This is a genomic window from Pseudofrankia asymbiotica, assembly GCF_001983105.1.
Taxonomy (GTDB): Bacteria; Actinomycetota; Actinomycetes; order Frankiales; family Frankiaceae; genus Pseudofrankia; species Pseudofrankia asymbiotica.
The window spans coordinates 54,528-79,203 of the sequence record NZ_MOMC01000037.1; the positions used below are offsets into that span (position 1 = coordinate 54,528).

17 protein-coding genes are annotated in these 24,676 nt (G+C 72.3%); 10 read left to right on the forward strand and 7 right to left on the reverse strand.

Going from position 1 to position 24,676, the window contains the following annotated elements; genetic code table 11:
- Positions 1-66 precede the first annotated feature (66 nt).
- From BL253_RS18610 to BL253_RS42335, 4 genes are read left to right on the forward strand one after another with little or no spacing between them, the layout of a single operon-like run.
- On the forward strand, positions 67-1,050 hold the full coding sequence (locus BL253_RS18610; RefSeq protein ID WP_076818391.1) for an AAA family ATPase: 984 nt from the start codon (positions 67-69) through the stop codon (positions 1,048-1,050).
- A complete protein-coding gene (locus BL253_RS18615; protein WP_076818392.1) occupies positions 1,047-2,192 on the forward strand; it encodes a DUF58 domain-containing protein in 1,146 nt (381 codons plus the stop codon). Before BL253_RS18610 ends, BL253_RS18615 begins: the two co-directional genes overlap by 4 nt.
- A complete protein-coding gene (locus tag BL253_RS18620; protein WP_076818393.1) occupies positions 2,189-4,873 on the forward strand; it encodes a transglutaminase-like domain-containing protein in 2,685 nt (894 codons plus the stop codon). The genes BL253_RS18615 and BL253_RS18620 overlap by 4 nt, the downstream gene beginning before the upstream one ends.
- Positions 4,870-7,221, forward strand: a complete 2,352-nt coding sequence (locus BL253_RS42335; RefSeq protein WP_076818394.1) for a PKD domain-containing protein — start codon at positions 4,870-4,872, stop codon at positions 7,219-7,221. The genes BL253_RS18620 and BL253_RS42335 overlap by 4 nt, the downstream gene beginning before the upstream one ends.
- Before the next feature lie 238 nt (positions 7,222-7,459).
- Here the strand turns inward: BL253_RS42335 and BL253_RS18630 are convergent, their stop codons facing one another.
- The 7 genes from BL253_RS18630 to BL253_RS18665 all read right to left on the reverse strand — a co-directional run bounded on the left by BL253_RS18630 (position 7,460) and on the right by BL253_RS18665 (position 14,285).
- Positions 7,460-8,212, reverse strand: a complete 753-nt coding sequence (locus tag BL253_RS18630; protein WP_076818395.1) for an AraC family transcriptional regulator — start codon at positions 8,210-8,212, stop codon at positions 7,460-7,462.
- Between the two features lie 46 nt (positions 8,213-8,258).
- Positions 8,259-8,561, reverse strand: coding sequence for a putative quinol monooxygenase (locus BL253_RS18635; RefSeq protein WP_076818396.1), 303 nt, complete (start codon positions 8,559-8,561; stop codon positions 8,259-8,261).
- 157 nt (positions 8,562-8,718) lie between these two features.
- On the reverse strand, positions 8,719-9,528 hold the full coding sequence (locus BL253_RS18640; RefSeq protein WP_131831522.1) for an FG-GAP repeat domain-containing protein: 810 nt from the start codon (positions 9,526-9,528) through the stop codon (positions 8,719-8,721).
- Between the two features lie 558 nt (positions 9,529-10,086).
- Positions 10,087-11,052, reverse strand: coding sequence for a DNA-3-methyladenine glycosylase family protein (locus tag BL253_RS18650; RefSeq protein WP_076818399.1), 966 nt, complete (start codon positions 11,050-11,052; stop codon positions 10,087-10,089).
- Positions 11,049-11,648 (reverse strand): hypothetical protein, encoded by a 600-nt coding sequence (locus tag BL253_RS18655; RefSeq protein ID WP_076818459.1) that lies wholly within the window; start codon positions 11,646-11,648, stop codon positions 11,049-11,051. Before BL253_RS18655 ends, BL253_RS18650 begins: the two co-directional genes overlap by 4 nt.
- A gap of 52 nt (positions 11,649-11,700) precedes the next feature.
- Entirely contained in the window at positions 11,701-12,927 is a 1,227-nt protein-coding gene (locus BL253_RS18660) for a CapA family protein (protein WP_076818400.1), read from the reverse strand.
- 140 nt (positions 12,928-13,067) lie between these two features.
- Positions 13,068-14,285 carry an MFS transporter gene (locus BL253_RS18665; RefSeq protein ID WP_076818401.1) on the reverse strand — a complete coding sequence of 406 codons (1,218 nt, stop codon included), beginning with the start codon at positions 14,283-14,285 and terminating at the stop codon, positions 13,068-13,070.
- A 283-nt stretch (positions 14,286-14,568) separates the two neighbouring features.
- On the opposite strand from BL253_RS18665, the gene BL253_RS18670 reads away from it, so the two are divergent.
- The 6 genes from BL253_RS18670 (at position 14,569) to BL253_RS18695 (ending at position 24,647) form a co-directional block, all read left to right on the forward strand.
- Positions 14,569-15,384 (forward strand): ArsR/SmtB family transcription factor, encoded by an 816-nt coding sequence (locus tag BL253_RS18670; protein ID WP_131831523.1) that lies wholly within the window; start codon positions 14,569-14,571, stop codon positions 15,382-15,384.
- Between the two features lie 405 nt (positions 15,385-15,789).
- Complete coding sequence (locus BL253_RS18675) at positions 15,790-16,452, forward strand: GNAT family N-acetyltransferase (RefSeq protein WP_076818403.1); 663 nt, start codon at positions 15,790-15,792, stop codon at positions 16,450-16,452.
- 231 nt (positions 16,453-16,683) lie between these two features.
- Positions 16,684-17,559, forward strand: a complete 876-nt coding sequence (locus tag BL253_RS18680; RefSeq protein ID WP_076818404.1) for a ThiF family adenylyltransferase — start codon at positions 16,684-16,686, stop codon at positions 17,557-17,559.
- Between the two features lie 35 nt (positions 17,560-17,594).
- The gene (locus BL253_RS40360) at positions 17,595-18,899 is read left to right on the forward strand and encodes an aminotransferase class I/II-fold pyridoxal phosphate-dependent enzyme (RefSeq protein ID WP_241834914.1); all 1,305 of its coding nucleotides are present in this window, start codon (positions 17,595-17,597) and stop codon (positions 18,897-18,899) included.
- A complete protein-coding gene (locus BL253_RS18690; RefSeq protein WP_076818405.1) occupies positions 18,896-20,302 on the forward strand; it encodes a M20/M25/M40 family metallo-hydrolase in 1,407 nt (468 codons plus the stop codon). The genes BL253_RS40360 and BL253_RS18690 overlap by 4 nt, the downstream gene beginning before the upstream one ends.
- A 34-nt stretch (positions 20,303-20,336) precedes the next feature.
- Positions 20,337-24,647 carry a bifunctional nitrate reductase/sulfite reductase flavoprotein subunit alpha gene (locus BL253_RS18695; RefSeq protein WP_076818406.1) on the forward strand — a complete coding sequence of 1,437 codons (4,311 nt, stop codon included), beginning with the start codon at positions 20,337-20,339 and terminating at the stop codon, positions 24,645-24,647.
- The last annotated feature ends 29 nt before the right edge of the window (positions 24,648-24,676 follow it).

Sequence of the window (24,676 nt, forward strand, 5' to 3'; positions counted from 1 at the left end):
GGCGGGCCCGGCCGGGCCGGCGCGCACGGCCTTCGTCCAACCGCAGACAACCCTCTGGGAGAGCATGTGTCCGAGCAGCCAGTGTCGCCTGCCGAGGTGGCGTGGTTCGCGCAGCGGTGCGACCTGGTCGTCCGCAATGTCGAACGCCTCATCCGCGGCAAGACGGACGTCGTCCGGCTGGCTGTGCTCTGCCTGGCCTCCGAGGGCCATCTGCTCATCGATGACGTGCCGGGTGTGGGCAAGACGTCGCTCGCGAAGGCGCTGGCGAAGTCGATCGCCGGCTCGATGCGCCGGATCCAGTGCACGCCGGACCTGCTGCCGACCGATGTCACCGGCATCAACATCTGGAATGCCGACACCAGGAAGTTCGAGTTCCAGCCCGGCCCGGTGTTCGCGAACGTCGTGCTCGCCGACGAGGTGAACCGGGCATCGCCGAAGACGCAGTCCGCGCTGTTGGAGGTGATGGAGGAACGGCAGGTGACCCTCGACGGGACCGCCTATCCGCTGGAGCGGCCCTTCCTCGTCATCGCCACGCAGAACCCGGTCGAGCACGGCGGCACCTTCGACCTGCCCGAGGCGCAGATCGACCGGTTCATGATGCGGCTCGCGGTCGGCTACCCGAACCACGAGGCCGAGGTGGACATGCTGGCCAGCCGGTCGGCCGGCCAGTCGGTCGAGGACCTGGCGCCGGTCGTGTCCGCCGCCGACGTGCAGCGGATGACCGCGACGGTGCGGCGCGTCCACATCAGCCGCGAGCTGCTCAGCTACGTCGTGACGATCGCGGACGCCACCCGCCGGCGCGGCGAGCTGCGGCTGGGCGCGAGCCCCCGCGGTGGTCTCGCGCTCGTGGCCGCGGCGCAGGCACACGCGGCGGCCGAGGGGCGCGCGTTCGTGATTCCCGACGACGTCAAGACGCTCGCCCCGCATGTCCTCGGGCACCGGCTGCTCCTGCGCCCGGAGGCCGAGCTGAACGGCGTGACCGCCGAGAAGCTGCTCGGCTCGATCCTCGTCGGGATCCCGGTACCCGGCGAACGGCCGGCCTTCCGATGATCACCCGCTCCGGGCTCCTCGTGGCCGCGCTCGCGGTGGTGCTGGGCGTCGCCGGCTTCGTCCTGCGCTACCCGGAGTTCGTCGTGATGTCGGCCGCGGCCACGCTGGCGCTGGTCGTCGCCTGCGCATGGTTGTTCGTGGCCCCGGACGTCGTGATCAGTCGTGAGATCCGCCCGGCCGGGGTGGTGGAAGGCGAGCCGGCGTCCGGCGTCCTCACGGTCACCAACGTCTCCGGGCGGCGCTGCCCGCCGCTGCGAGCCGCCGAACGGGTCGCGGGCACATCGATCGGCATCGCGCTTCCCAGCCTCGCGGCCGGGGCCGGGACCCAGCGCGGCTACGCGATCCCGACCGGGCGGCGCGGGGTGTTCGAGGTCGGGCCGCTGGTCGTCGGCCACAGCGATCCGCTGYGGCTCATCCAGCTGAGCCGGGAGCTGCCCGGGCGGTCGACCCTGCGGGTGCGGCCGCGGGTGCTCGCCGTCGCGCCGCTGCCGACCGGCGGCTCGTTCGAGCTCGACGGGCCGACGTCGCGCGAGGCCCCGCTGGGCGGTGTCGCGTTCCACTCGATGCGGGAGTACGTACGCGGCGACGACCGGCGGCTCATCCACTGGAGGTCCTCCGCCAGGGCCGCCAAGCTCATGGTCCGGCAGAACGTCGTGCCCAACGAGATGACCATGATGGTCGTGCTGGACACCAGCGCCGCCCCCTACGCCGACGACTTCTTCGAGGACGCGGTGCGGGTCGCCTCGTCGCTGATCGCCGCCGGGCTCACCCGTGGCTTCCCGGTCGAGCTGTGGACCACCGGCCGAGGGCGCCTCGCGTCCGGCCGGGACATCGCGGCCGGGGAGGCGATGCTGGACCTGCTCGCCGAGGTGACGACGCGCCCCGACGACCCGGGCCTGGCCGCCCTGGCGGCCATGATGCCGGGCACTCCCGGCGTCGCGCTCGGGGTCGTGACGGGTCAGCCGGCGCCGGCGGCGCTGGGCGCCGTGTCGACGGTGCGGCCCCGGTACGCCATGGTCAGCCTCGTCCAGGTCGGCGAGCTGCACGGCCGGCCGGCGCCGACGGTCTCCGGGGCGCTCGCGGTCAACGTGCGGACCAGCGACGAGTTCGCGGCCGTCTGGGGCTCCCGGGCGCGCCGATGACCACGCCGCTCCTGTCGTCCCCGCCGACCCCGCCGGTCACGTCGCCGCCGCCGACCCCGGCGGTCCCGCCCGTCCCGCCGGTCAGGTCGCCACGGCCGGCCCTGTCGCCCCCGTCTCCGACGGCCGGCAGCCGCCGCCTCCGGCTGGGTGACGTGCTCCTGGCCGGGGCGTCGATGCTGCCCGCCGCGGTCGCCCTCGGTGTGCTGTTCGACGGCTATCGGTACCTGGTGCCGCTGGCTGGCGCCGTCGTCGTCGCGGCGGTCGTCGCGGCGGTCGCGGCCCGGCGGCTGGCCACGGTCGAGCTGGTCTGTCTCGTCGGCGCGCTGGCCGGCCTGCTCTACGGCACCGCGGTGGCCGCGGGCCGCGTCGACCTGCTGCTGCGGGCGCTGCGCGACGGCTGGCGGCCGCTGCTGACCACGGCCGTGCCCGCCGAGCCGAACACGCTGCTGCTGGCGCCGCTGGGCGCGGTGCTCTGGGTCGCCACGTTCGCCGCCGTCGTACTGGCGGTGCGCTGGCGCGGCGCGCTGCTGCCGGCGCTGCCGCCGCTGCTCGTGACGATCGGGTTCCTGCTGCTGGTCGCCGAGGCCGGGCAGCGCCGCCGGGTCGCGCAGCTGGTGCTCACCGGGTGTTTCGTCGTGCTCGTGCTCGCGCTCGCCGCGGTGCGCTCCGCGCGCGGGGGGCTGCTCCCCGGCCAGTCCGAGCCGACCGGGGGCGGGCCCGGTGCCGGCGGATCTGGCGCCGACGGACCCGGCGTCGACGACCGGTCCGGTCCCGGGCACCGGTCCCGGCTGGCCGGGCCGCTGGCCGTCGGGCTGCCGGTGGTCGCGACGGTCGCGGTGCTGGCGACCGTGGTCGGCGTCGTCGTGCCGATCGACTCGGCCGACCGGTACGACCTCAGGGCACACAGCAGTCCGCCCGTCGACGACATCGCCCTGCTCAACCCACTCGTGCAGGTGCGCGCGCAGCTGGACACCCCCAGGCCGACGACGCTGTTCACCATCAGGCTGACGCCCCCGGCCGCCGCCTGGCCGCCCGGCGTGCCGGCCACGTCGCCCCGGGTGCGGACGGCCGCCCTCGGCACGTTCGACGGCGCCACCTGGAGCGTCGACGGGAACTTCATCGCGGTCGACAAGGTGCTGCCGGGCCCGGACGAGCCGGTCTCGACGACGGTCGCGCGCGCGAAGGTGCGCGCCGACGTGACGTTCGACGAGTTCGATGACGCGCTGCTGCCCGCCCTCGGCCAGCCGACCGCCATCGACTACGCCACCGCCAGCGGTTCCGACCCGCGCGCGGGAAGAGGACCGGCCTTCGAACCGGCGTCGGGAACGCTCGCCCTGCTGTCACCACCGCGGGCCGGCGACCGCTTCGACCTGACGGCCCAGGTGGCGCGGCCGACGGACGCGCAGCTGGCCACGGCCGTCGTCGCGACCGGGCCGGGCGCGGACCGCTACCGGGTGCTGCCGAACCTGCCGGACGACCTGCGGGCCGAGCTGCTGGCCAACGCCAGGCAGACGACGGCAGGGGCCGCGACGACATACGGCAAGCTGGTCGCGCTCGCCGACTTCCTGCGCGACGACACCGCCTTCCCCTACGACCTGCACGCGACGCCCGGCCACTCCTACGGCCGGCTCACCGGGCTGCTGGACTCCGCCGAGCCGGCGGAGCACCGCGGCTACGCGGAGCAGCGCGCCGCCGCGTTCGCCGTGCTGGCCCGCTCGCTCGGGTTCCCGACCCGGATCAGCGTCGGCTACCTGCTCGACAAGGACGGCCCGAACAACGCGGACAGCGCGGCCGACGACGGCGCGTTCACGGTCACCGACCACCAGGCACACGCCTGGCCGGAGGTGCTGTTCGCCGGGATCGGCTGGGTCGCGTTCGAGCCGACCGACACGAGCGACCTGTCGAGGGCGGGCTCCCAGACCGCGCCGCTGTCGGGAACCTCCCCACCGCCGAGCCAGGACGAGGAGAACCCGGCGGTCATCACGCCGGCGCAACGCGACCTCATCGTCGACGGGGGCGGCGGGCATGGTGGGGGTCTCGCCTGGCCGTTCGTCCTGCTCATCGTGCTGGGCGCTCTCGCCCTGGCCCTGCCCCTGCTGGTGATCGGCGAGAAGGCCCGGCGCCGGCTGGCGCGGCGGCGCCGCGGCGGCCCTGCCGACCAGGTGCGCGGTGCCTGGTGGGAGGCGAGGGACCGGCTCGGCGAGTTCGGCGCCTCCCGGTCGCCCTCGCTGACCAGGCGCGAACTGGTGGCCGCCGTCGCCAGGAACCCGGCGACGGCACCGGCGGTCGCGCCGTTGCGGCTCCTCGCGGCGCTGGTCGACGAGGCGACGTTCGCCTTCGGCGGCACCGGGTCCGACGATCCGGACCGGGCCTGGGCGCTGGTCGGGGACGTTCGCCGGGAGCTGGGGCACGCCGCCGGCCGCGCCGGCCGGCTGCGGGCGCTCCTCGACGCGCGTCCGCTGTTCGCCGCCCCGGCGACGGGCGCCGGCGCGCGGGCGGCCCCGGCGCCGCCGACCGGGCCGGCGGTGACGCCCGCGGCCGTCCCGCCGGTCCCCGCGAGCCCGTCGGACTTCCTTCAGCACTGGGTTCAGGTACAAGGCCAGCAGCGGCGCGCGATGGTCCACGCGGGCCGGCATGACGACGACGACACACGCCGATACGACGACGGTGGTGCACTGTGAACGATCACGTCCTCGCACGCCGGCGGGCGATTCCCTCGCCGTGGCTTGTCTGGCTGCCACGGCTCCTCCTGGCACTGGTGCTAGTCGGTGCGGTCGCCGGGCTCGCGGTCGCCCTCGCGCGGCCGGAGGAGGTCCCACGGCGGGCGGTCGACCTCGACGACGCGTCGGCGTGGCTCGTGTCGTCGACCGTCGGGCAGGCGGTGYTGGTCGACGGGACGTCCGGGCAGATCGTCACCCGGGTCGACATCGGCGGGCACGGGTCGGTGGGCACCCAGGAGGGCACGGACGCGTTCGTCTCGTCAACGGACGGGACGGTGCTGCGGATCGACGGCACGACCTACCGGGTGAACCTGCCGACGAGCCCGTTCTCGGGCCGCGGTGAGCCGTTGACGCTGTTTCCCGCGCCGGCCGCGCTGTTCGCCGTCAGCCAGGCGCGGGGGGTCGTCTTCGTCGTCGACCCGCGGACGTTGCGGGTCCGCGCGACCGTCGCCGTCCATGCCACGATCCGCGACGGCGCGGTTCTCGCCGACGGTTCCAACCGGCTGTGGATCGTCGACGCGGCGACGGGCGACCTCCTGCGGGTGGACGGCGACGGGCGGCAGAGCCGGGCCGGTACCGTCGACCCGGCGTGGACCAGGCTGATCTCCGTGTCCGGGCGGCCGGTGGCCGTGGACCTGGCGGCCGGGCAGGCCCGCCCGATCGAGGCGGACGGCGTCACCGGGCCAGGGGTGTGCGTCGACGCCGCCAAGGACGGCTCGGTCGTGGTGGCCGGCGCGGGCCCGGCCCCGCCGCCCGGGCAGCTGCGCGCGGAGGCGGCCCGCTGGATCTTCGTCGCCAGCCAGCGCAGCGGACTGCTGTTCCTCAGCGATCTCGCGACCGGGACCTGCGACGACGTGATCGACCTCGACGTCGCCGGGCACCGGCTGGGACAGCCCGTGGAGGCCGCGGGCCTGGTGTTCGTCCCGGACCTCACGACCAGCCGGGTGATCGTCGTCGACCTGGCCGGACGGAAGGTGAAGGCCACCGCCAACGTGCCGGTCGCGCCCGACAAGCCGTTCGAGCTGCAACGCGCCGGATCGGTGGTGTTCTTCAACGACCCCGCGGGCAGCACCGCCGGGGTCATCCAGCCCAGCGGCACGGTCACGACCGTCGAGAAGTACGGCCCGGAGTCGACCGGCGCCGACGACGAGCCCGCCGACGCCCCACCGCCACCGCCCACACCCACGTCGTCGACACCGCCGCCGTCCCCGACCGAGCCGGCGACGACCCCGCCCGCCACGGCCCGGCCCACGCCCCCGAAGGTTCCCCCGGCCTCGCCGCCCGCGGCCACGCCGAGCCCGCCGCCGGTCGTCCCCCCGGTGCCCCCGCCGGCCGCGCCGGCCCCGCGGCAGACCTCGCCCGAGGCGCCGCGTCCGCCGCGGACGACCTCCGCCGCGCCCACCGCGACGCCGTCGCCCAGCGCGCCGGTCGTCGCGCCGCCACCCATCCCGACGCCGACCGGCGCGCCCCCGACCAGCGCGCCGCCGGTCGCCGTGCCGTCGCCGGCGGCGACAGTCCCGCCGCCGGCGAACGGGCCAACGGCCCGGCTGAACGTGTCACAGGCCAGCGGGATCGCGCCGCTTCCCGTGCGCCTCGACGCCAGCGGCTCGTCCGCGGCCGGTCCGGCGGTGCCGATCGTCAGCTACAACTTCATGGCGGGCCCAGGCGGCTCGGTCACCCAGACGACCGGCAACCAGGCCTCCGCGGTGGTGGACCTGACGTTCGACACGCCGGGCACCTGGCTCGTCACGGTCCGCGTCACCGACGCGGCCGGCAACTCAGCCCAGAGCACCCCGATCCAGGTGACCGTGCGAGCGCCCCAGACGACGCAGCCACCTCCGGTCCCCTCGACCACGCCGCCGCCACCGCCTCCGACGACAACCTCTCCTCCGCCTCCGCCACCACCCACGACGACATCCCCGCCGGCGCCGCCCCGGACGACGAGCCCGCCACCCCCGACGACGACCTCACCGCCGCCGCCCCGGACGACGACCCCGGCGCCACCACCTCCGACGACGGCCAAGCCGCCGTCGACCTTCACCGAGGTCACCGGCAACACCGGCTCGCCCACCTTCGCCACCGTGCATTTCGTCGGCCCGAACACGCCGAGGATCGGGGTGAACGTGGCCGTGCAGGTCCGCTGCCGGACGACCGGCGACGCGGTGGAGGACGGGAACACCTGGTTCTACCTGGTCACGACCGGGGTGGCGGCCGGCCGGTACGCGCCGGCCGACAACTTCTACAACGACGGTTCGACGTCCGGCGGGCACAACAACGTCTTCGTCGACACGAAGGTCCCCCTCTGCTGAACCCGGGGCCCGGTCGCGCCCGGGCTCCCGGCCCGCCCAGAAAGCCGCGGGCTGGTCCGCGTTCCCGCGGACCAGCCCGCGGTGTATTGGCTGTCTTTCCTTGTACCGACGGAGGTGGCCCACCCAGCGCCGCCCCCTTCCAGGGTTCGCCCCGTTCCAGCATTACCCTGATCGCCGATCTGGCCCTCCGGTGGCCGTGATTGGGCGGTCCGCACCTCACCTCACCTGCCTCGCCGCTTCAGGGCCGGAAGCTGGCCCGGTATTCCGTGGGYGTTCGGCCAGTCAGTTCCCGGAACGCGGCGTTGAATGCCGACAGCGATGTGTAGCCGATCGTGAACGCTATCGTGGTTACCGCGGTGTCCCCGGCGGCGAGTTCCTCGATCGCGCGCAAAACCCGCATGCGACGCAGCACCGCCCGCCAGGTCATACCGGTCTCCGCCTCGAACCGCCGGGCCAACGTCCGCGGCACGACGCCCACCTCGGCCGCCAAGTCCTCGAAGCGGACCTCCTCTCCGAGCCGCTCCTGGGTGAGCCGCAGAGCTCGGCGCAGCTCCGGTGATCGCCCCGCCGGCACGACCACCGGACTCGGCTGATCAGCGAGCCGCCAGGTCACCGCGGCGAGCGCGGCGAACAGCGTCTCGCCGTACGCCGTCAGGGGCTCGTCGCTCTCGCCCCAGGCACCGCACTCGCTGACCAGCGCCCGTGCCAGCGGGCTGAGGTCGAACACCGTCAACGGCGCTGGCGGAACCGGGGCGAAGTCGGGGTCGAACAGCACCGACGCCGTCGTCACCTGCCGCGGGATGCTCACGCGGACCGGCCGTCCCGCCTCGATCAGCGCGGCCCTGGCCGGCGGCAGCAACCACGCCTGCCCCTGCGCCTCCAGCCGCAGGACGCCAGCGGAGGCACAGAGCAGGTAATGGCGGTCGACGCGGAGGTCGCGATCGGGCTCCGGCGCGAACGTCCGGACAAAGCTGTACGCCTTCCGAGTCATCGACGGCCTCGCACGGACCGATCGTAGGAACCCGCCGCGACGCCGGTCAGGCGACCGTCTCCAACAACTCGGCCTGGAACCTCCGGCTGATCGGAACGCCGGTCATCATCGGCCGAAGCACCTCGCCAGAGCGGGCGAATGCCTCCGAACCCAGGTAGCCACCGAACGACGCCGGACCGTCCCATTCGTGCACGACAGTGATCCGCGTGTCGTCCTCGCGCGAGGCGTAGACCCGGAAGGCGACGTTGCCTGACATGGCGCGGATCTCGTCGCGCTCACCGTCGAGCTGGGCGAGGGCAGCCGGCCGATCAACGGCAGCGGTACTGAAATYGAGGATGGCGATGAGCACCAGAGACCTCCTGAATCGGGCGGTAACCGCCTCGGGCTTGATGCGCCAATCTTCAGCCGGTCCCGACCCGACAACCACGTTCAGTCGGACACGTTCACGCTCCTATCGGACAGACCGCTCCACGCCGGCGACACGCCCCTTCCGGCCAGCCGTCGGGCTATCGAGGGATCGAGTCACAACCGGGCCGGACCGGAATGCCTGGAATCGGGTCGTCGGCCCTGATCGAGAACGGCTCCTGGTACGTCACGACCAGCGCGTCACCGACGAAGTCATAGCGCCGCACCTCGCCCTGGAGGGTCTGGCCGTCGTCTTCTGAGCCGGCGAACCAGGTGACGATCTGGCCGGCCCCGGGGTTCCCGAGATCCGGTTCGCARGCCCAGTTGAACAGGTTGCGTCCGCCACCGCCAGAGCTGAGCGATGACGGCTGCTCGTCCAGCGACATCCGCACCAGGTGGCCGTTCACCTGCCGCAGCATGGTGACGATCTGAGCGTTGGCCCCCATGACGACCCGTACGAAGACCTCGGCGCGGCCGTCACCGTTGGCATCGGCCGTTCCCAGCAGTTCCTGGTCTCCCGGAACCCCCTGGCCAAGCGACACCTGGTCGCGGCCGCCGGCGGCATAGCGCGCGGTCAGCACYCCACCGCCGGACAGGCTCAGCTGGTCCGGCCGTCCGTCCCCGTCGACGTCGTCCTTGGCCCGGCTGCTCCCGCCCGACGCCGGGTCGTTCGACGTGCCGGAAACGGGCGGCGTTGTCGTGGCGTGGGAGGCACCGGTGGCGGGTGAGGCGGTGGACGGCGGCCGGCCGCCGTCGACCGCGGTGGCGGGAGACGACGAGACCGTCGTCCCCGCGTCCGGTCCGGTAGTCGGCCCCGGATCTCCGGCTGACCCGCAGCCGGTGAGGAGAAGCGTGGCCCCGACCAGCAACACGGAAGCCGACGCGGCGCACCGGTGTCGATTTCTTGACATTCGTATTCTTCTTTTCCGCGAGGTGGGTCATCGAGATTCCCGGGTTCCCGAAGGCCGCTGGGAGGTCGTCCGCGATGGCACGTCGCGCGCCACGAGTCACCTGGTGCATGGCGCTGATGGAACGGGGCATTCGGGGCGGACCGACCGGGACGACATGACAATAGGGCGACGCCCTTCCGCGCGCCTTCCCTCGCGCTGCCGAAAGAGTGTCACCTCGGCACCGGCTACGGAGTCGTAAACGCGACTCGACGCCAAGCGGACACCTTCGACGCCTCGAATCCCGATTCAGTCAACGAGGATCGGCGGTGCGCCAGACGAGAAGGTGTCGACGGTGTTGTCCATGCGCCCACCACGACGCCGTCGCCCAGCGCGCCGGTCGTCGCGCCGCCACCCATCCCGACGCCGACCAGCGCGACGACCGGCAACCAGGCCTCCGCGGTGGTGGACCTGACGTTCGACACGCCAGGCACCTGGCTCGTCACGGTCCGCGTCACCGACGCGGCCGGCAGCTCGACGCAGAGCACCCCGATCCAGGTAACCGTGCGAGCGCCCAAGAAGTCAGCGGGAGGTCGTGGCCCGAGCCGGGCCTGGCCGCGACCGGCGCGTCACCTCGAGGTGATGGTCGAGCGCGATCGTCTGCGCGAGTGCGGCCGCCCGTCCCCAGTGGGCGGTGAGGCGGCGGACCTCGTCCTCGGCGGGCGGTGGCAGGCCCGGGCGGTAGAGATGACCGACCGCCTTCCGGACCGCCAGGTCCCCCGCCGCGACCAGCGGCCGCCCCAGCGCCCGGATGAGAAACCATTCGGCGCTCCACCGGCCGATGCCGGGAAGCGCGGTGAGATTGGCGATGACCTCCTCGTCGTCGAGATCCCGCAGCGCGTCCAGCCGCAGGGGGCCGGCCACGGCGCGGGCGATGCCGACGAGGGCGCTGGCCTTCCGGCCGGACAGCCCGACGTCCCTGAGCCGCTCCGGGCTGGTGGCGGCGAGCAGGTCGGCGTCGAGCGCGTGGGCGGTGTGCGGCCCGACGCTCATCGGGCGCCCGACCAGCCGGACGAGGCGGGCCCGGAGCGTCACGGCGAAGCCGCCGGTGACCTGTTGGGCGGTGACGCATCGGGCGAGCGTGTGCAGGACGTCGGTCTGGGTCAGGACGGCGAGGCGGTGGTGGCGCGCGGGGATGGCCGCGAAGACCGGGTCCCGGGCGACGAGGTCCTCGAGCGCGGACCGGTCGCGGAGGAACTGGGCGCGGGCCAGGCCGCCGAGGGCGGCGGCGTCGAGATCGGGCGGCCCCATCAGGTGCAGGCGCGGGCGTTTGACCGGGCCCGCGGGACGCGTGGCGAGCGCCACGCGTCCCGCGCCGTGCGGTACCGTCCGGATCAGGACGCGCCCGTCCCACCGGTCGATCAGGTCATCCCCGTGCCGCCGGTAGGCCTCCAGGCTGCCGGCGAGGTCCACCGGTTCGGTGAACTCGACGGTGGCGACGGCGCAACCATCGGCAGCCGGTGACGGCTCCGGCGCCCGCGCCGTCATGACGCCGCCGCGCTGGGATGAAGGCGGGGACGGTAGCCAGCGCGCAGGGCCGCCAGGGTCGAGGCCGGCGTGAGCACCGCTGCCTGCCCACCCGGCCGTGGCCGCCGTTCCCGATAACCACCGGCGTCCCATCGCAGCAGGCGGTCACCGAGGACCAGCCAGCAGGCGTCGTCGAGAAGGACGTAGCCCCCGTCGGGCAGACCGGCGACGGGACCGGCCGGCGGGGCCGGTCGGAGACGCTCGGCATGCAGCACGCGGTCCAGGTCCTCGGCGCTGGGATTTCGGCGCCCGCCGGTGGCGAAGCACCGGCGGAAGGCCTCGTACGCCTCCGGACGGCATCTGGCGCACGGGCGATGCCCCGCCGCCAGCCCCACCGCCTCGTCCAGGAAGAACAGCTCGGTGTAGCGACGCGGCTTCATGATCTCTCGGCAGCGCCCCTGGAACGCGAGCTCGCACAGCAGCCATCGACGGTGCTGGAAGGTCCGCACGATCTGGCGGTCCTCGTCGTGCAGCACCCCGCGGTTACCGAGCATCGTGCCCCGCGCGGACACGGCGACCAGGTCGCCCTGGGGCGTCACACGGTTGCGCAGGGGCATCGCCGTGCGCCCCCCCGTTCCGGGCGCGCGCTGGTGGCCGGGCCGGTCACGGTCACGCCGTCGCTTCGACCAGGGCCACAGGATGGCCGGCGAGCTGCCCCCAGCCATCCGGCCGGATGCGAACGGCCAGGTCCTCCTCCTCGCAGCAGCGAGCCAGGTAGCCGAGGACGCGGGCACCGTCGGCGTCCGACGGCAGGTGCGGCTCGGGCCTTCCGTCGGGCGCGATCGTGCAGGGGATCATACCGACGGCCGTCGGGCGCCCCGGGCTCAGGCGCAGGACCGCGATCATCGTCATCCGGGCGTCAGGATGGAACGGCAGAAGCGGGTATCCCGGCTGTGGCCACAGCCGGTAGTCGCCGGCGCGGCGGCGCGCGGCCAGCGAGTCCTCCGGGCTCGACTCACCCAGGTAGCCTTCGGCCCGCAGCCTCCGGTCAAGATCGGGGAGGTCGAAGGCGAAGTGCCCGAGCCCGTACAGGATCGGCTTGCCCCGGTAGAACTCGATGCCGCGCAGCAGATGGTGATGATGTCCGAGGACCACGTCGGCGCCGGCGTCGATGGCGAGGCGGGCCGTGCGGCGCTCATGATCGGTCAGGACGAACGGGCGGGTGAAGTCGCCGGCGTGGACGCTGACGACGACGACGTCCGCCGCCGTGCGGGCCTTGTCGATGTCGGACAGCAGCCGCGCGTGGTCCTGCTCGTGCGGGACGGTGACGACCTGGGGCAGCAGGCCCGGGCTCCACTCGCCGTGCTCGTAGGGCCGGTAGAGGTTGTGTGACCGTAACGGCGCGAGTCCGGGTACCTCGGCCCGCGCCTCATAGCCGGACGGGAAGGTCGACGAGTAGGCCAGGACGGCGACGCTCACGCCGCTCCGCTCGAGGACGGCGGGGGCGTGTGCCCGGGCCTGGTCGCGTCCGGCCCCGGCGACGGCGATCCCCTGCTGGGCGAGGAGATCGATGTTCTCCAGCAGGGCGCGGGGCCCTCCGTCGCCGATGTGGTTGTTGGCCAGCGACATCACGGTGAATCCGGCGGGCCCGAGGGGGGCGGCGCTTTCCGGTGGCCCCACGATGGCCACCCCGGCGCTGGGAGCCCGGTCCGGTTCGCGCGCGTACACACCCTCCGAGTTTCCGAAGGCGATGTCCGCGTCACGTAGGAAGTGGTCGACCGCGGTGAACGCGCGGCCGGGGTCGGGGCGGTCCAGGAAGACGTCCCCGACGGCGGCGAGGACGACATCGGGTGGCGGCAGGTCGGTAGTGGCGAGGGCGGGAGCGGTCTGGTCCACAGCACACCTTCCGGGGATGAGCGGTCGGGACGTGAGCGCAGAGACGGATCGGGACGGGTACAGGTCGTCGCAGCCGGGGACGTGCCCGCGGGCGATGGCGGACGCGCCGGGACTGGACCAACGCGGCTGGTGGCGCCTGGTCAGGAGACCGCCGGGCCGCGGGCCTGACCGCGGGCGCGCGCCCGCAGGGCCAGGGCGACCAGCAGGCAGCCGAGGCCGACGACGACCGAGAAGTAACGGACGGCGGTGAAGAGATCGACGGACGTCGCCAGAAGGCCCACCGCGATGATCGGGACACCGACGCCGGCGTAGACGACGACGTAGAAGCTGGACATCACCTCCCCCAGCCGCGTGGGGGGAGCATTGAGGTTGACGTCCTTCGCCGCGCCGAGGAAGGCCAGGCCCTGGCCCGTGCCAGCGGCGAGCGCGGCGACCAGCAGGGGAACGATCGACCCCACGGAACCCGCCACGTTGAGGGCGATGAGGCCCACGACCATGATGAGCAGGCCGCTGATCTGGGCACGCAGCGTCGAGAGGCCGCGCCCACGCAGCTGGACGACGGCGGAGGCGCCCAGCATGAGGGTGACCACCATGCCGGCGACGGCGGCGTTCGAGGTGTGGACCTCGCTCGCCATGAACGAGGGGATGAGCGCCAGGAACAGCGCGGTCACCGCCCAGACCAGAAACGCGGTCGCGCCGGCCGTGGCGAACAGGCCCCGCATCTCCGCCGGGATCCGCGGCCGCCGTGGCGTCCACGAGCCCTGGGGAATCGGCTCGTTCCACCGCCACATGGCCACCCCGCCGACGGCGAGAAGGACCAGGTAGACCACATAACTCAACACGCGGGGATCGGGCGCGTACTGGACCAGGATGCCCGCGAGCAGCGGGCCGACGGCGCTTCCGCCGACCATCGCGGCGGTGGAGGTCGTCGCGGCGCGAGTGTGGTCGTCGTGTGGCTCGGACTCGCGCAGGGCGGCGGTCGCGGCACCCGAACCGGCGCCGATGCCGATGCCCTGCAGGACACGGCCCGCGAAGAGCCAGCCGGTTGCCTGGGCCGAGGCCAGCAGCACCGCTCCAGCGACCGCGAACGCCGAGCTGATGAGCAGGACCCGCCGCCTGCCCACCGCGTCCGACAGCGGGCCGAACACCAGCAGGGAGGGGATGAGCGAACCCGCGTACGTGGCGTAGATCAGCGTGATGGTCAGCGCGCTGAAATGAAACTCGCGACGGTAGGTGGGGTACAGCGGGGTGGGGATGTTCGGCCCGATCAGCAGGACAGCGAGCACGTAGGCCACGGTCAGGAAGACCAGAGGTGGTCGTCGCGCCGCGCGGCCGTCGACAGCCATCGCCACCGTCATGATTTTTCCTCCTCGTCGAGCTCGTCGAGTTCAGGGAGCACCGCGCGACGTCCGCGCCCGTGACCCGCCCGGGGCGACCTCTGACGGCGGYATGGCACGGAGAAGGCCGGGCAGAGTGGGGTCTGTCGGTAGGCACCGGAGTTTGATTCGGCCCGCACCGGTCCACGCCGAGCGGCAGACCGGCGCTGATCGCCAGGCTTCGGACGACACCAGATGTCTACCACACATCAGGCAACCATGAAACGTGGCTACACTGGCCGTGTCGAACAGGAAGGAGGACGCCATGGCCGGGTCCTCGCTTGACCAGGACCCACTCGAGACCGTCGTCRCCTTCGCCCGCGAGATCTCCGATCCCACTCGCTGCGCGATCCTCGATCTCCTCGTGGGCGAAGGACCCCAGACGATGTCGGAGATCGCCGACGTGATGGGCATGCCGGCGCCCCGGGTGGCGAACCACCTCGCGCGGCTGCGCTCCGCCGAGCTCGTGACGGTGCGCAAGCAGGGTCGCCACGCGATCTACCAGGTGTCCGGGCCGCACGTCGGGGAGGCGCTCGCCAGCCTGCGTGCCCTGGCCGCGCCGTCCGGAGGCGGCCGGCGGCGGCACGTTCCGCAGGCGTTGTCCCCCCTCGCCCGGGCCCGCTCCTGCTACGGGCACCTGGCCGGGCATCTGGGCGTGGCGCTGATGGACGCCCTTGTCTCCGCCGACGCGGTGCATCCGCCGGCGGGAATCCGCGAGGACGTCACCTTGGGCCCCGCCGCCCAGACCGTGTTCGCGCGGCTCGACGTCGACCTCGAACAGCTCCATCCCGGCCGTCGCCGCTTCGCCTTCGCCTGCCTCGACTGGACCGAGCGGCGCCCACACCTCGGCGGTGCGCTTGGCGGCGCCGTGCTGGAATCGCTGCTTGGCCACGGCCTGGTCAGTCACGAGTCCGGCACCAGGGCGCTGCGGATCACCTCCCGCGGCCAGCGCGAGCTGTCGGCCTTCCTCGGCCGGCCGGTACGCACCGAGGGCCTCCTCGCCGGCCAGACCAGCATCGGCGCCGACGCCGACGCCGACATCTCTGGCACCGAGGGCCGGCGGGACAACTCCTCGTCCTGACGGGCGACAACGCGGATTGYCGGTGAGCGGACGGGGCGTTTCTCCGTCCGTACGGACGATCAGCGAGCCGTTCTTCTACAGCGTTGCGGAAGATATCGCGGCGCCACTTGCCTGATCATCATCGACGCCAACCGCCCCGACCTGGGTCAATGGCGAAGCGAGCTATTGAACGAATCAAACGTGAAGTATGTCACGCCAGCAATTAATCGATCACCACCGAGGCGGAAGCCGCGCTTCCAGCAAGATCATCTGGATAATCACACAGGTCACGGGCCGGCCCCGACGACGAAGATCTCTGGCCGCTATCCCGCGTTAACCTCGCATTCAGAAACGGCCACTTGACGTTGGCACAACTTGGACGTTACATGGTTCAGTGAGTCGTGAATCTTCACTGCGAGGAGACTCATGGAGTTCATACGCCCCACCAACGACGGCGATCTTACCCACGTGGCCGACCTTCTGGTACAACTGTATGAAGATGAATGCCCGGGCATGCTCTCGGGCTCGAGAGAAGCAAGTCTCAAGCTCTTTGAGAGTCTGATCAGAAGAAACGAATCGGTGCTCCGAGACGGTCGCGTCCTCGACTCGCCAACTGGTATTCTCGCCTACGGCACCRTCTCCTCCTCAAAGCTTCCGCGTCGCCGGACCGGCATAAACGCGGTCGCTTCACAGRCCATTTCAATCCTCGGCCTCCGGGCTGCTACCGAGTTTTGCTGGGGCTATGTTCGCCTCCAGAACCTKGTGTGTGCCCCGCTGCCGCCCACAACGGCTCAGATCCACAGCCTCGTCGTTCATCCCAGAGCCCGCGGGAACGGGCGCGGAGAACGCCTCTTCCTCAGCCTGGAAGACGAGGCCCGAGAGGCCGGCCACGAGAACGCCCTCCTCTATGTGCTCGAGGGGAACCCGGCCCGCCGGCTGTACGCGCGGCTTGGCTACCAGGTGGTGCCCACCCCCGCGCTACCCGGCGTGCCGGCGATGCTGCGGTACCCCGGAATCGCGATGAGCAAGCCGTTCCCGGCGGTCCTGGCCATCGCCGGCGCCACGCCTGACGTCGCCCGCGCGGTCTGATCCGGCCGGCCGGCGACACCGGCCCTGACGGTCGGACCCACGCCCTCCCGATCTCCCGCATCCATCCGTACACACCGATCCCGTCCAGGGCGGCGGGCCGCCTCCGATGGCCCGCCGCCAGGCCGCCGGAGGGCCCGCGCCAGTCCGACGGCTGGTGAGCCAGCCCGCCCGGAACGACGCGGGCGACCTCGCCGATCCGCCAGGAACCAATGCCCAGCGAAAGGTAGAACCATGCCCGAAAACAAGGTGATCAAGCACCGCGGCCGCTACGACGACGGCTTCTACTGGGAGCGGGTCGACCGTAACCTGGGCTGGCTGGGCGACAGCCGGGACGAACAGCGTGCCCGGCAGGAGAAGCTCCGGGAAAGCGTGATCGGAATTGCGGGGACCGGTGGCATCGGAGGTTCCTCGACGCTGCGGTTCGTGCGCATGGGCGTCCGCAACCTGAAGCTGGCGGACTCCGACTCGTTCGACGTCAGCAACATCCAGCGGCAGGTCGGGGCCGACCTCGACCACCTTGGCCGCAACAAGGCCGAGGTGGTCGGCGAGATGGCGTTCGAGCTGACGAGAGACGTCAACATCGACGTGTTCCCGGACGGGATAACCGCCGAAAACGCCGACGAGTTCGTCCAAGGCTGCGACGTAATCCTCGACCAGATCGACGTCTACACGGTCGACGCGCACTACGCGCTGCACGAGGCATTTCGCCGGTCGACGAGAGCCCGCTTCATCCTGACCGTCCTGACCATCGGCCACGCGGCATACGTGTTCAAGTACACGCGCGACTCCATGCCAGTGGAGGAGGTCTACGGCCTTCCTCCGGGCGCCGAGCTGGATGAGAAGAACCTGCGTCAGCTGATTCAGCGCTTCATGCCGGTCCGGCCCGACCTGGTCTCGGACGAGGCGTTCGACGAATGGTGGATCGAGAACCGCACCATCCCGATCTACGGCGGCACGCCACCGCTGTGCGAAGGCGTTCTGGTCGAACGCACCGCCCTGGAGATCATGGACATTCCCGGTGTCGTCCCACTGCCCGTCCAGCCCGGCTACGCGATATTCGACGCCAGGACCTGGACCACCCGGACGTTTTCCGGAACCTGGTGGTGAGCCGGACGGCGACGACACCCGGAGACGAGTCAACCATGGTCCTGTCCCCAGACACCCCCCGCGCGGCGGCGGAGCCCACCATGGCCACCGCCGCCCGCCGGGCGGTCCAGCTGCCGGCCCTCCGCCGTGTTCCCCAGCTTCCTCCGTACCCGCTCACCGAGCTGCAGGGCGCGGTGGACCGGGCCCGCGCGGCAGGACACGACGTCATCGACCTCGGCTTCGGCAATCCGGACATACCCGCCCCTCCCCTGGCGGTGTCACGGCTGGTCACGGCTCTGCACCACCCCGACGCCCATCGGTACACCTCGCCCACGGGCACCCGGGAGCTGCGTGACGCCGCGGCCGGGTTCTACCGGCGCCGGTTCGGCGTCACGCTCCACTCCGACCAGCAGGTCGTCGTCACGCTGGGAGCCAAGGACGGCCTGACCCAGCTGATGCAGATCCTGCTCGAGCCAGGCGACATCGCGATCGTCCCGACACCGTCTTATCCGGCCCACCACTACGCGCCGCAGCTGGCGGGCGCCTCGGTCATCAAGGTGTCCCTGATCGGTCCCGACGGCTCCGTCGACGTGCATGGCTTCCACGAGCGGCTGCTGCGGGCGTGGGAGAACACCGTCATCCGCCCTCGGGTGCTGCTGCTCTCGTTCCCGCACAATCCCACGACCGCCACGGTGGACGCGGAATGGTGGCGCGAGACGGTGCGGTTCGCCCGCGACCACGGCCTTTTTCTGGTCCACGACTTCGCCTACGCGGACACCGCCTTCGAGGGCCACCGCCCGCCGTCCGTGCTGGAGACCCRTGGCGCCGAGGACATCGCGATCGAGCTGTACACGATGACCAAGTCGTTCTCGATGGCGGGCTGGCGCGTCGCGTTCGCCGTCGGGAACGCGCGGGTGCTGGCCGCCCTCGCCCGGCTGCGCACCTATCAGAACTACGGCGGCCTCGGCCCGGTCCAGCACGCCGCCGCCGCCGCGTTGACCGAGGCGTCGTCCTATCCCCGCGAGGTGTCCGCCCGCTACGCCGCCCGCCGGGACCAGCTGTGCGCGGAGCTGGCGGCCCGGGGCTGGGAGGTCGACCGTCCCGACGCGACGATGTTCGTCTGGGCAAGGATCCCCCGCCCCTGGGCGAGCCTCGACGACTCGACCTTTGTCCGCGGCCTCCTGCGCTCCTGCGATGTGGCGGTGTCCCCAGGCACCGGCTTCGGCGCCGAGGGAGCCGGGCACGTCCGGTTCGCCCTGGTCGGCGACCGGCAGCGGGAGGCCGCGGGGCGCATCGGCGAGGCGCTGCGCGCCCCGGCGGACGTGGCGGCGGCCGCGGAACGGCTCGGAGGCCGCGTGTGAACGGCATCCCGGCGCCGGAACCGGGCACTCCGACGGCCGCCCAGGAGGCCGTCGAGATCTGTCACCGCCTCCTGCGCATCAACACGTCCAACGACGGCGAGCACCCGGAACGGCCCGCGGCGGAATACGTCGCCGAGCTGCTGGCCGAGGTGGGTCTCGAACCGTTCGTGACCGAGGCGGCGCCCGGGCGGACCAGCGTCGTCGCCCGGCTCCCCGGAGTCGACCGGGACGAGGCCGCCCTACTCGTGCACGCGCACCTGGACACCGTGCCGGCCGATGGCGCCGACTGGATCCTCGACCCCTACAGCGGCGAACTGCGCGAGGGATGCCTCTGGGGTCGTGGCGCAGTGGACATGAAGGACATGGTGGCGATGACCCTCGCCGTGGTCCGCTCCTACGCGCGGTCGGGACGTCGACCGGCCCGCGACGTCGTCCTCGCGTTCGTGGCCGACGAGGAGGCCGGCGGTGTCCACGGCGCGCGGCACCTGGTGGAGAACCATCGCGACCTGTTCGCCGACTGCTCCGACGCCATCGGGGAGATCGGCGGGTTCAGCTGCGTCCTTCCCGATGGGCGGCGGCTGTATCCGATCCAGGTCGGCGAGAAGGGGGTGCACTGGGTCCGGCTCACGGCCGAACGCGGCAGCGGCGGGCCGAATCCGGCCGTGACCCTGTGCGAAGCCGTCGCGCGCATCGCCACCCATCGCTTCCCCGGTGGACTGCCGGCGAGCGCCGAAGCGTTCCTGGGGGCCGTGGGAGCGGCGGCCGGGCGGCGCTTCGACGCGAACGTGGAGGCGGACCTTCGCGAGCTGAGCGACCTGTTGCCGACCTTCGCGCCCATGGCGGTTCAGCTTCGCGACACGGCCGCTCCGACCATGCTCACCAGTGACGTTCGCGACGGCCCCGCCGGAGCCGCCGCCGAACGCGCGACCGCGACGATCGACGGGCGCTTCCTTCCCGGTCGCGCTGACGAGTTCGCCGCGGCGCTGCGGGATCTCGCTGGGCCGCGGGTGGCCGTCGAGGTCCTGCGGCACGGCCCGGCGGTGGAGGCCGAGCCAGCAGGCGCCTTCTACGAGGCGCTGCGCGCGAGTCTGCACGCGGTCGACCCGGGCGGAGTCGTGGTGCCATACCTGCAGTCGGCGGGCACCGACGCGAAGTGGTTCACCCAGGCCGGAATCCGTTGCTACGGTTTCTCGCCGCTGGCGCTGCCGCCCGGCTTCGACTTCGCGGCCATGTTCCACGGCGTGGACGAACGGGTGCCGGTCGCGGCGCTCGCGTTCGGCGTCGAGGTCCTCGACCGTCTCCTAGGCTCGGTCGCCCGGCCCCGCGCGAATGCCACCACCAGTCATGTTCCGGTCGACGCCTCCATCTTCATCCCCGACGCGTGGGCACTGGGCTGTAGGTGACGCTCGCCCGCCCTCATCACGGAAGGCTTACGGCATGACGGTTCAGGCCGAGCGGTCCGCGACGACGTCGGTGAAGACGGTCTGTTCCTACTGTGGCGTCGGTTGCGGGCTCGTTCTCGATGTCACGCGGGACGGGCCCGGCCGGCGCCGCGTGGTCAGGGCCTCCGGCGACCGGTCCCACCCGGCGAACGCGGGGCGACTGTGCACGAAGGGCGCCACGAGTGCGGACCTGCTCTCCGCCGGCGGGCGCCTGACCACCGCGCTCGTACGTGACGAGCGCGGTGGCGCGCCCGCGGGTCGCGACGTGACCGCTGCGATCTCCCACACCGCGCGCAGGCTGCGCGAGATCGTGGACGAGCACGGTCCGGACGCGGTCGCCTTCTACGTGTCGGGGCAGATGACCTTGGAAGCCCAGTACCTGGCGAACAAACTCGCGAAGGGTTTCGTCGGGACGAACCAGATCGAGTCGAACTCGCGGCTGTRCATGTCCAGCGCGGCCAGCGGATACCAGCTGTCGCTCGGGGCGGACGGACCGCCAGGGTCCTACGCGGACTTCGACCGCTCCGATCTCTTCCTGGTCATCGGGTCCAACATGGCCGACTGCCACCCGGTCCTGTTCCTCCGGCTGATGGACCGGGTACGCGACAGCGGCGCGAAGCTGATCGTGGTCGATCCCCGGCGGACGAACACGGCCGAGAAGGCTGACCTGTTCCTGCGGATCCGCCCCGGCACGGATCTGGCCCTGCTCAACGGGCTCCTGCACCTGCTGGTCGAGAACGGAGCCGTCGACGAGACGTTCATCGCCGAACACACCAACGGCTGGGAGGGGATGCCCGCATTCCTGGCCGAATATTCCCCGCCCCGGGTCTCGGAGATCACGGGAATCCCCGAGCCAGACATCCGCGGGGCCGCCGAGTGGATCGGACAGGCCGCGGCGTGGGTCAGCGCGTGGACGATGGGATTGAACCAGTCCACCCACGGCGTCTGGAACACCAACGCGCTGTGCAACCTGCACCTGGCCACGGGGGCGATCTGCCGGCCGGGCGCCGGACCGTTCTCGCTCACCGGCCAGCCCAACGCGATGGGCGGCCGGGAGATCGGCTACCTCGGTGCGGGCCTGCCCGGACAGCGGTCCGTGCTGGTCGAGGCCGACCGGCGCTTCGCCGAGGACCGCTGGGGCCTACCGCCCGGTAGCCTGCGGCCCACGGCAGGCGGGGGCACCGTCGACCTGTTCGCCCGCATGGCCGCCGGCGACATCAAGGCATGCTGGATCATCTGTACCAACCCGGTCGCCTCGCTGGCCAACCGGCGAACCGCCATCAGGGGTCTGGAAGCCGCCGAGTTCGTCGTGGTCCAGGACGTGTTCGCCGAGACTGAGACGACCGCCTATGCCGACGTGGTCCTCCCCGCCGCGATGTGGGCGGAGACCACCGGCGTGATGGTCAACTCGGAACGGAATCTGACGCTGGCCCAGCCGGCCCTCGATCCGCCCGGCCAGGCCCGCGCCGACTGGCGAATCATCGCGGACGTGGCCCGCGAGATGGGATACGCCGAAGCGTTCAACTACGCCAACGCCGAGGAGATCTTCGAGGAAATCAAGGAATTCCAAAATCCGATGACCGGCTACGACCTGCGCGGAATCACCCATGAGCGGCTGCGTTCCGGCCCGGTGCAGTGGCCCGCTGCCTCGGCCGACGGTCCGGCCCGAAACCCGATCCGCTATCTTCGCCCAGCGACGGACGGGCGGGGCACGCGGCCGTCGTTTCCCACCCCTGACGGCCGGGCGGTCTTCCATCCCCGCCCTCATCTCCCCGCCGCTGAACACCCCGACGACGACTTCCCCTTCCTGCTGAACACGGGCCGGCTGCCCCACCAGTGGCACACCATGACGAAAACCGGCAAGGTCGGGCGGCTGGCGAAGCTGAACCCGCGGCCCTTCGTCGAGATTCATGTCCAGGACGCCGAGCGGCTGAGCATCGCCGACGACGACCTCGTCGAGGTGGCCTCCCGCCGGGGCCGCGCAATCCTCCCCGCGGTCGTCACGGACCGCGTCCAACCCGGCGCCTGCTTCGCGCCGTTCCACTGGAACGACCTGTTCGGCGAGTACCTGAGCGTCAACGCCGTCACCAACGACGCGGTCGATCCCATCTCGTTCCAGCCCGAGTTCAAGTACTGCGCCGTCTCCCTCACCAGAACCGCCGCGCGGCGGGCGGCGGCGAGACCCCGCGAGTCGGATACGGCTCCCGCGTCACCGGCCGAAAAGCCGAGCGAGATCGGCGCGCAGCACAGGGCCGCCCAGCCGCGCCACGCCGCGGCCTCCCTTCGCTCTGACACCTCGATCGATCCGGATGAGGGCGATGCCCGCCCCGCCGACCGGCACCGCGTGTCACGGGCCGTGGCGACGCTGGAGAACCTGCTGTCGGTCGGGCCGGAGAAACCCCCGGACTTCGACGAGCACGAACGCCGCTACCTGGCCGGATTCCTGACGGGTCTGCGCACGGTGCCGCCCACGGGCGCGGCCGAGGCACCGGTGCTGCCACCGCCGGCCCCCATCGCCCCCGACCGGGCGACCTGGCTCAACGGGCTGCTCGCGGGAGTCTTCTCCCGGTCCGGCCAGGGCGGTTCCTCGACCGTCATGCCCACGATCCCGGCGGCCGCGGGCGAGCCGGGCCTCCCCGGGCCGGGCCCGTCGAGCGGGCCGCCCGCGGCGCGTGCCGTCCCGAGGGAACGGCACGTCACGATCCTGTGGGCGTCGCAGACCGGCAACGCCGAAGCGGTCGCGGCCGGTGCCGCCCGCCGGCTGGCTGACGCCGGTCGGACGGCGACGGTACGCTCCATGGCCGAGCGGGACCTCGACCACCTACTGCCGCGGGACGGAGACGTGCTCGCCGTCACGAGCACCTTCGGTGACGGTGGCCCGCCCGACAACGGAGCGGAGTTCTGGGAGGCGCTGCGCGGGCCGCGGGCACCGGACCTGCGTGGGCTCCGGTACGCGGTCCTGGCCCTTGGCGACTCCAGCTACCACGACTTCTGCGGCCACGGCCGCCGGCTCGACGAGCGCCTGGCCGAGCTTGGGGCCACCCGGCTGTCCCCGCGGATGGACTGCGAACCCGATTACGAGGCGGATGCCGCACGCTGGCTCGACACTGTTCTGACCGTGGTCCTCTCGCAGTCGGGGGCCGGGCACCCCGAGGGCACGGCCAATCCCCGCCCACCAGCGTCGGCGAGCGCTCCACCCACCGAGATCACGGTCATCGGCARCCGGCTGCTCAGCCAGCCCGGATCATCGCGAGAGGTCCGGGAGATCATCCTGGACGATGCCGGCGCCCTGCCCTACGAGGTCGGAGACAGCCTGCGGGTGTGGCCGGTCAACAGCTCCCACACCGTCACCGAATGGCTGGACCGCACCGGACTCTCCCCCGAGACCCCCGTGACGCTCGCCGACGCACCGGCCGGGATCCGCCTCGTCGACGCGATCCGTGGTCACCTTGACATCACCACCATCACCCCCGACCTTGTCCGGTTCGTCGCCCGTCGCGGCGATGCCCGCCATCTGGAGGGCCTCCTGCACGCGGATGCCCGACACGAATGGGCGCGCTGGATCCGGCACCGGCAGACCCTGGACGTTCTCGAGGAGTTCCCGGTCGAGGCCACGGCGCAGGAATGGGCCGACGCCTTGCCTCGCCCGCGGCCGCGCTCCTACTCCATCTCCTCCAGCCCTCTTGGCCACCCCGGGCGGATACACCTGACCGTCGCGGCGGTCCGATTCCACAACCGGTACGGCCAGCGGCGCGAAGGTGTCTGCTCGTCCTATCTCATCGGTGCGGAGCCGACCAGCACCGTGCTCGCCGCCGTACGACCCGCCACCCACTTCCGCCCACCAGCCGACCCGGACATCCCGATCGTGATGATCGGGCCGGGCACTGGTATCGCTCCCTTCCTGGCCTTCCTGACCGACCGGCGGGCCCGTGGCCTCCGCCGGCGCGGGCGAACCTGGCTGTTCTTCGGGGCGCGGCATCGCGGCACGGACTTCTACTACGCCGACGAACTCGCCGCCCTGCGCGCCGACGGGACGCTGACCCGTCTCGATCTCGCCTTCTCCCGGGACCAGCCGGCCAAGATCTATGTCCAGGACCGCCTACGCGAACACGGCGCCGAACTGTGGTCGTGGCTGCGGAGCGGGGCCCACGTCTACGTCTGCGGCGACGCAAACCGGATGTCCAACGACGTCGATCGTGCTCTCCGGGACATCGTCGCGGGCCACGGCGGTCTGGGCGACGACGCGGCCGCCGCTTACGTCCGTGGGCTGACAACCGAGCGGCGATACCTGCGCGACGTCTACTGACCACCTCGGGCTGGGTGACCACGGCCTGA

Bases quoted from the DNA above. Each gene is read 5' to 3' on its own strand.
- BL253_RS18620 (WP_076818393.1), top strand. From the start codon at position 2,189: ATGACCACGCCGCTCCTGTCGTCCCCGCCGACCCCGCCGGTCACGTCG.
- BL253_RS18650 (WP_076818399.1), bottom strand. From the start codon at position 11,052: ATGACGGCGCGGGCGCCGGAGCCGTCACCGGCTGCCGATGGTTGCGCC.
- BL253_RS18655 (WP_076818459.1), bottom strand. From the start codon at position 11,648: ATGCCCCTGCGCAACCGTGTGACGCCCCAGGGCGACCTGGTCGCCGTG.
- BL253_RS18665 (WP_076818401.1), bottom strand. From the start codon at position 14,285: ATGACGGTGGCGATGGCTGTCGACGGCCGCGCGGCGCGACGACCACCT.
- BL253_RS18680 (WP_076818404.1), top strand. From the start codon at position 16,684: ATGCCCGAAAACAAGGTGATCAAGCACCGCGGCCGCTACGACGACGGC.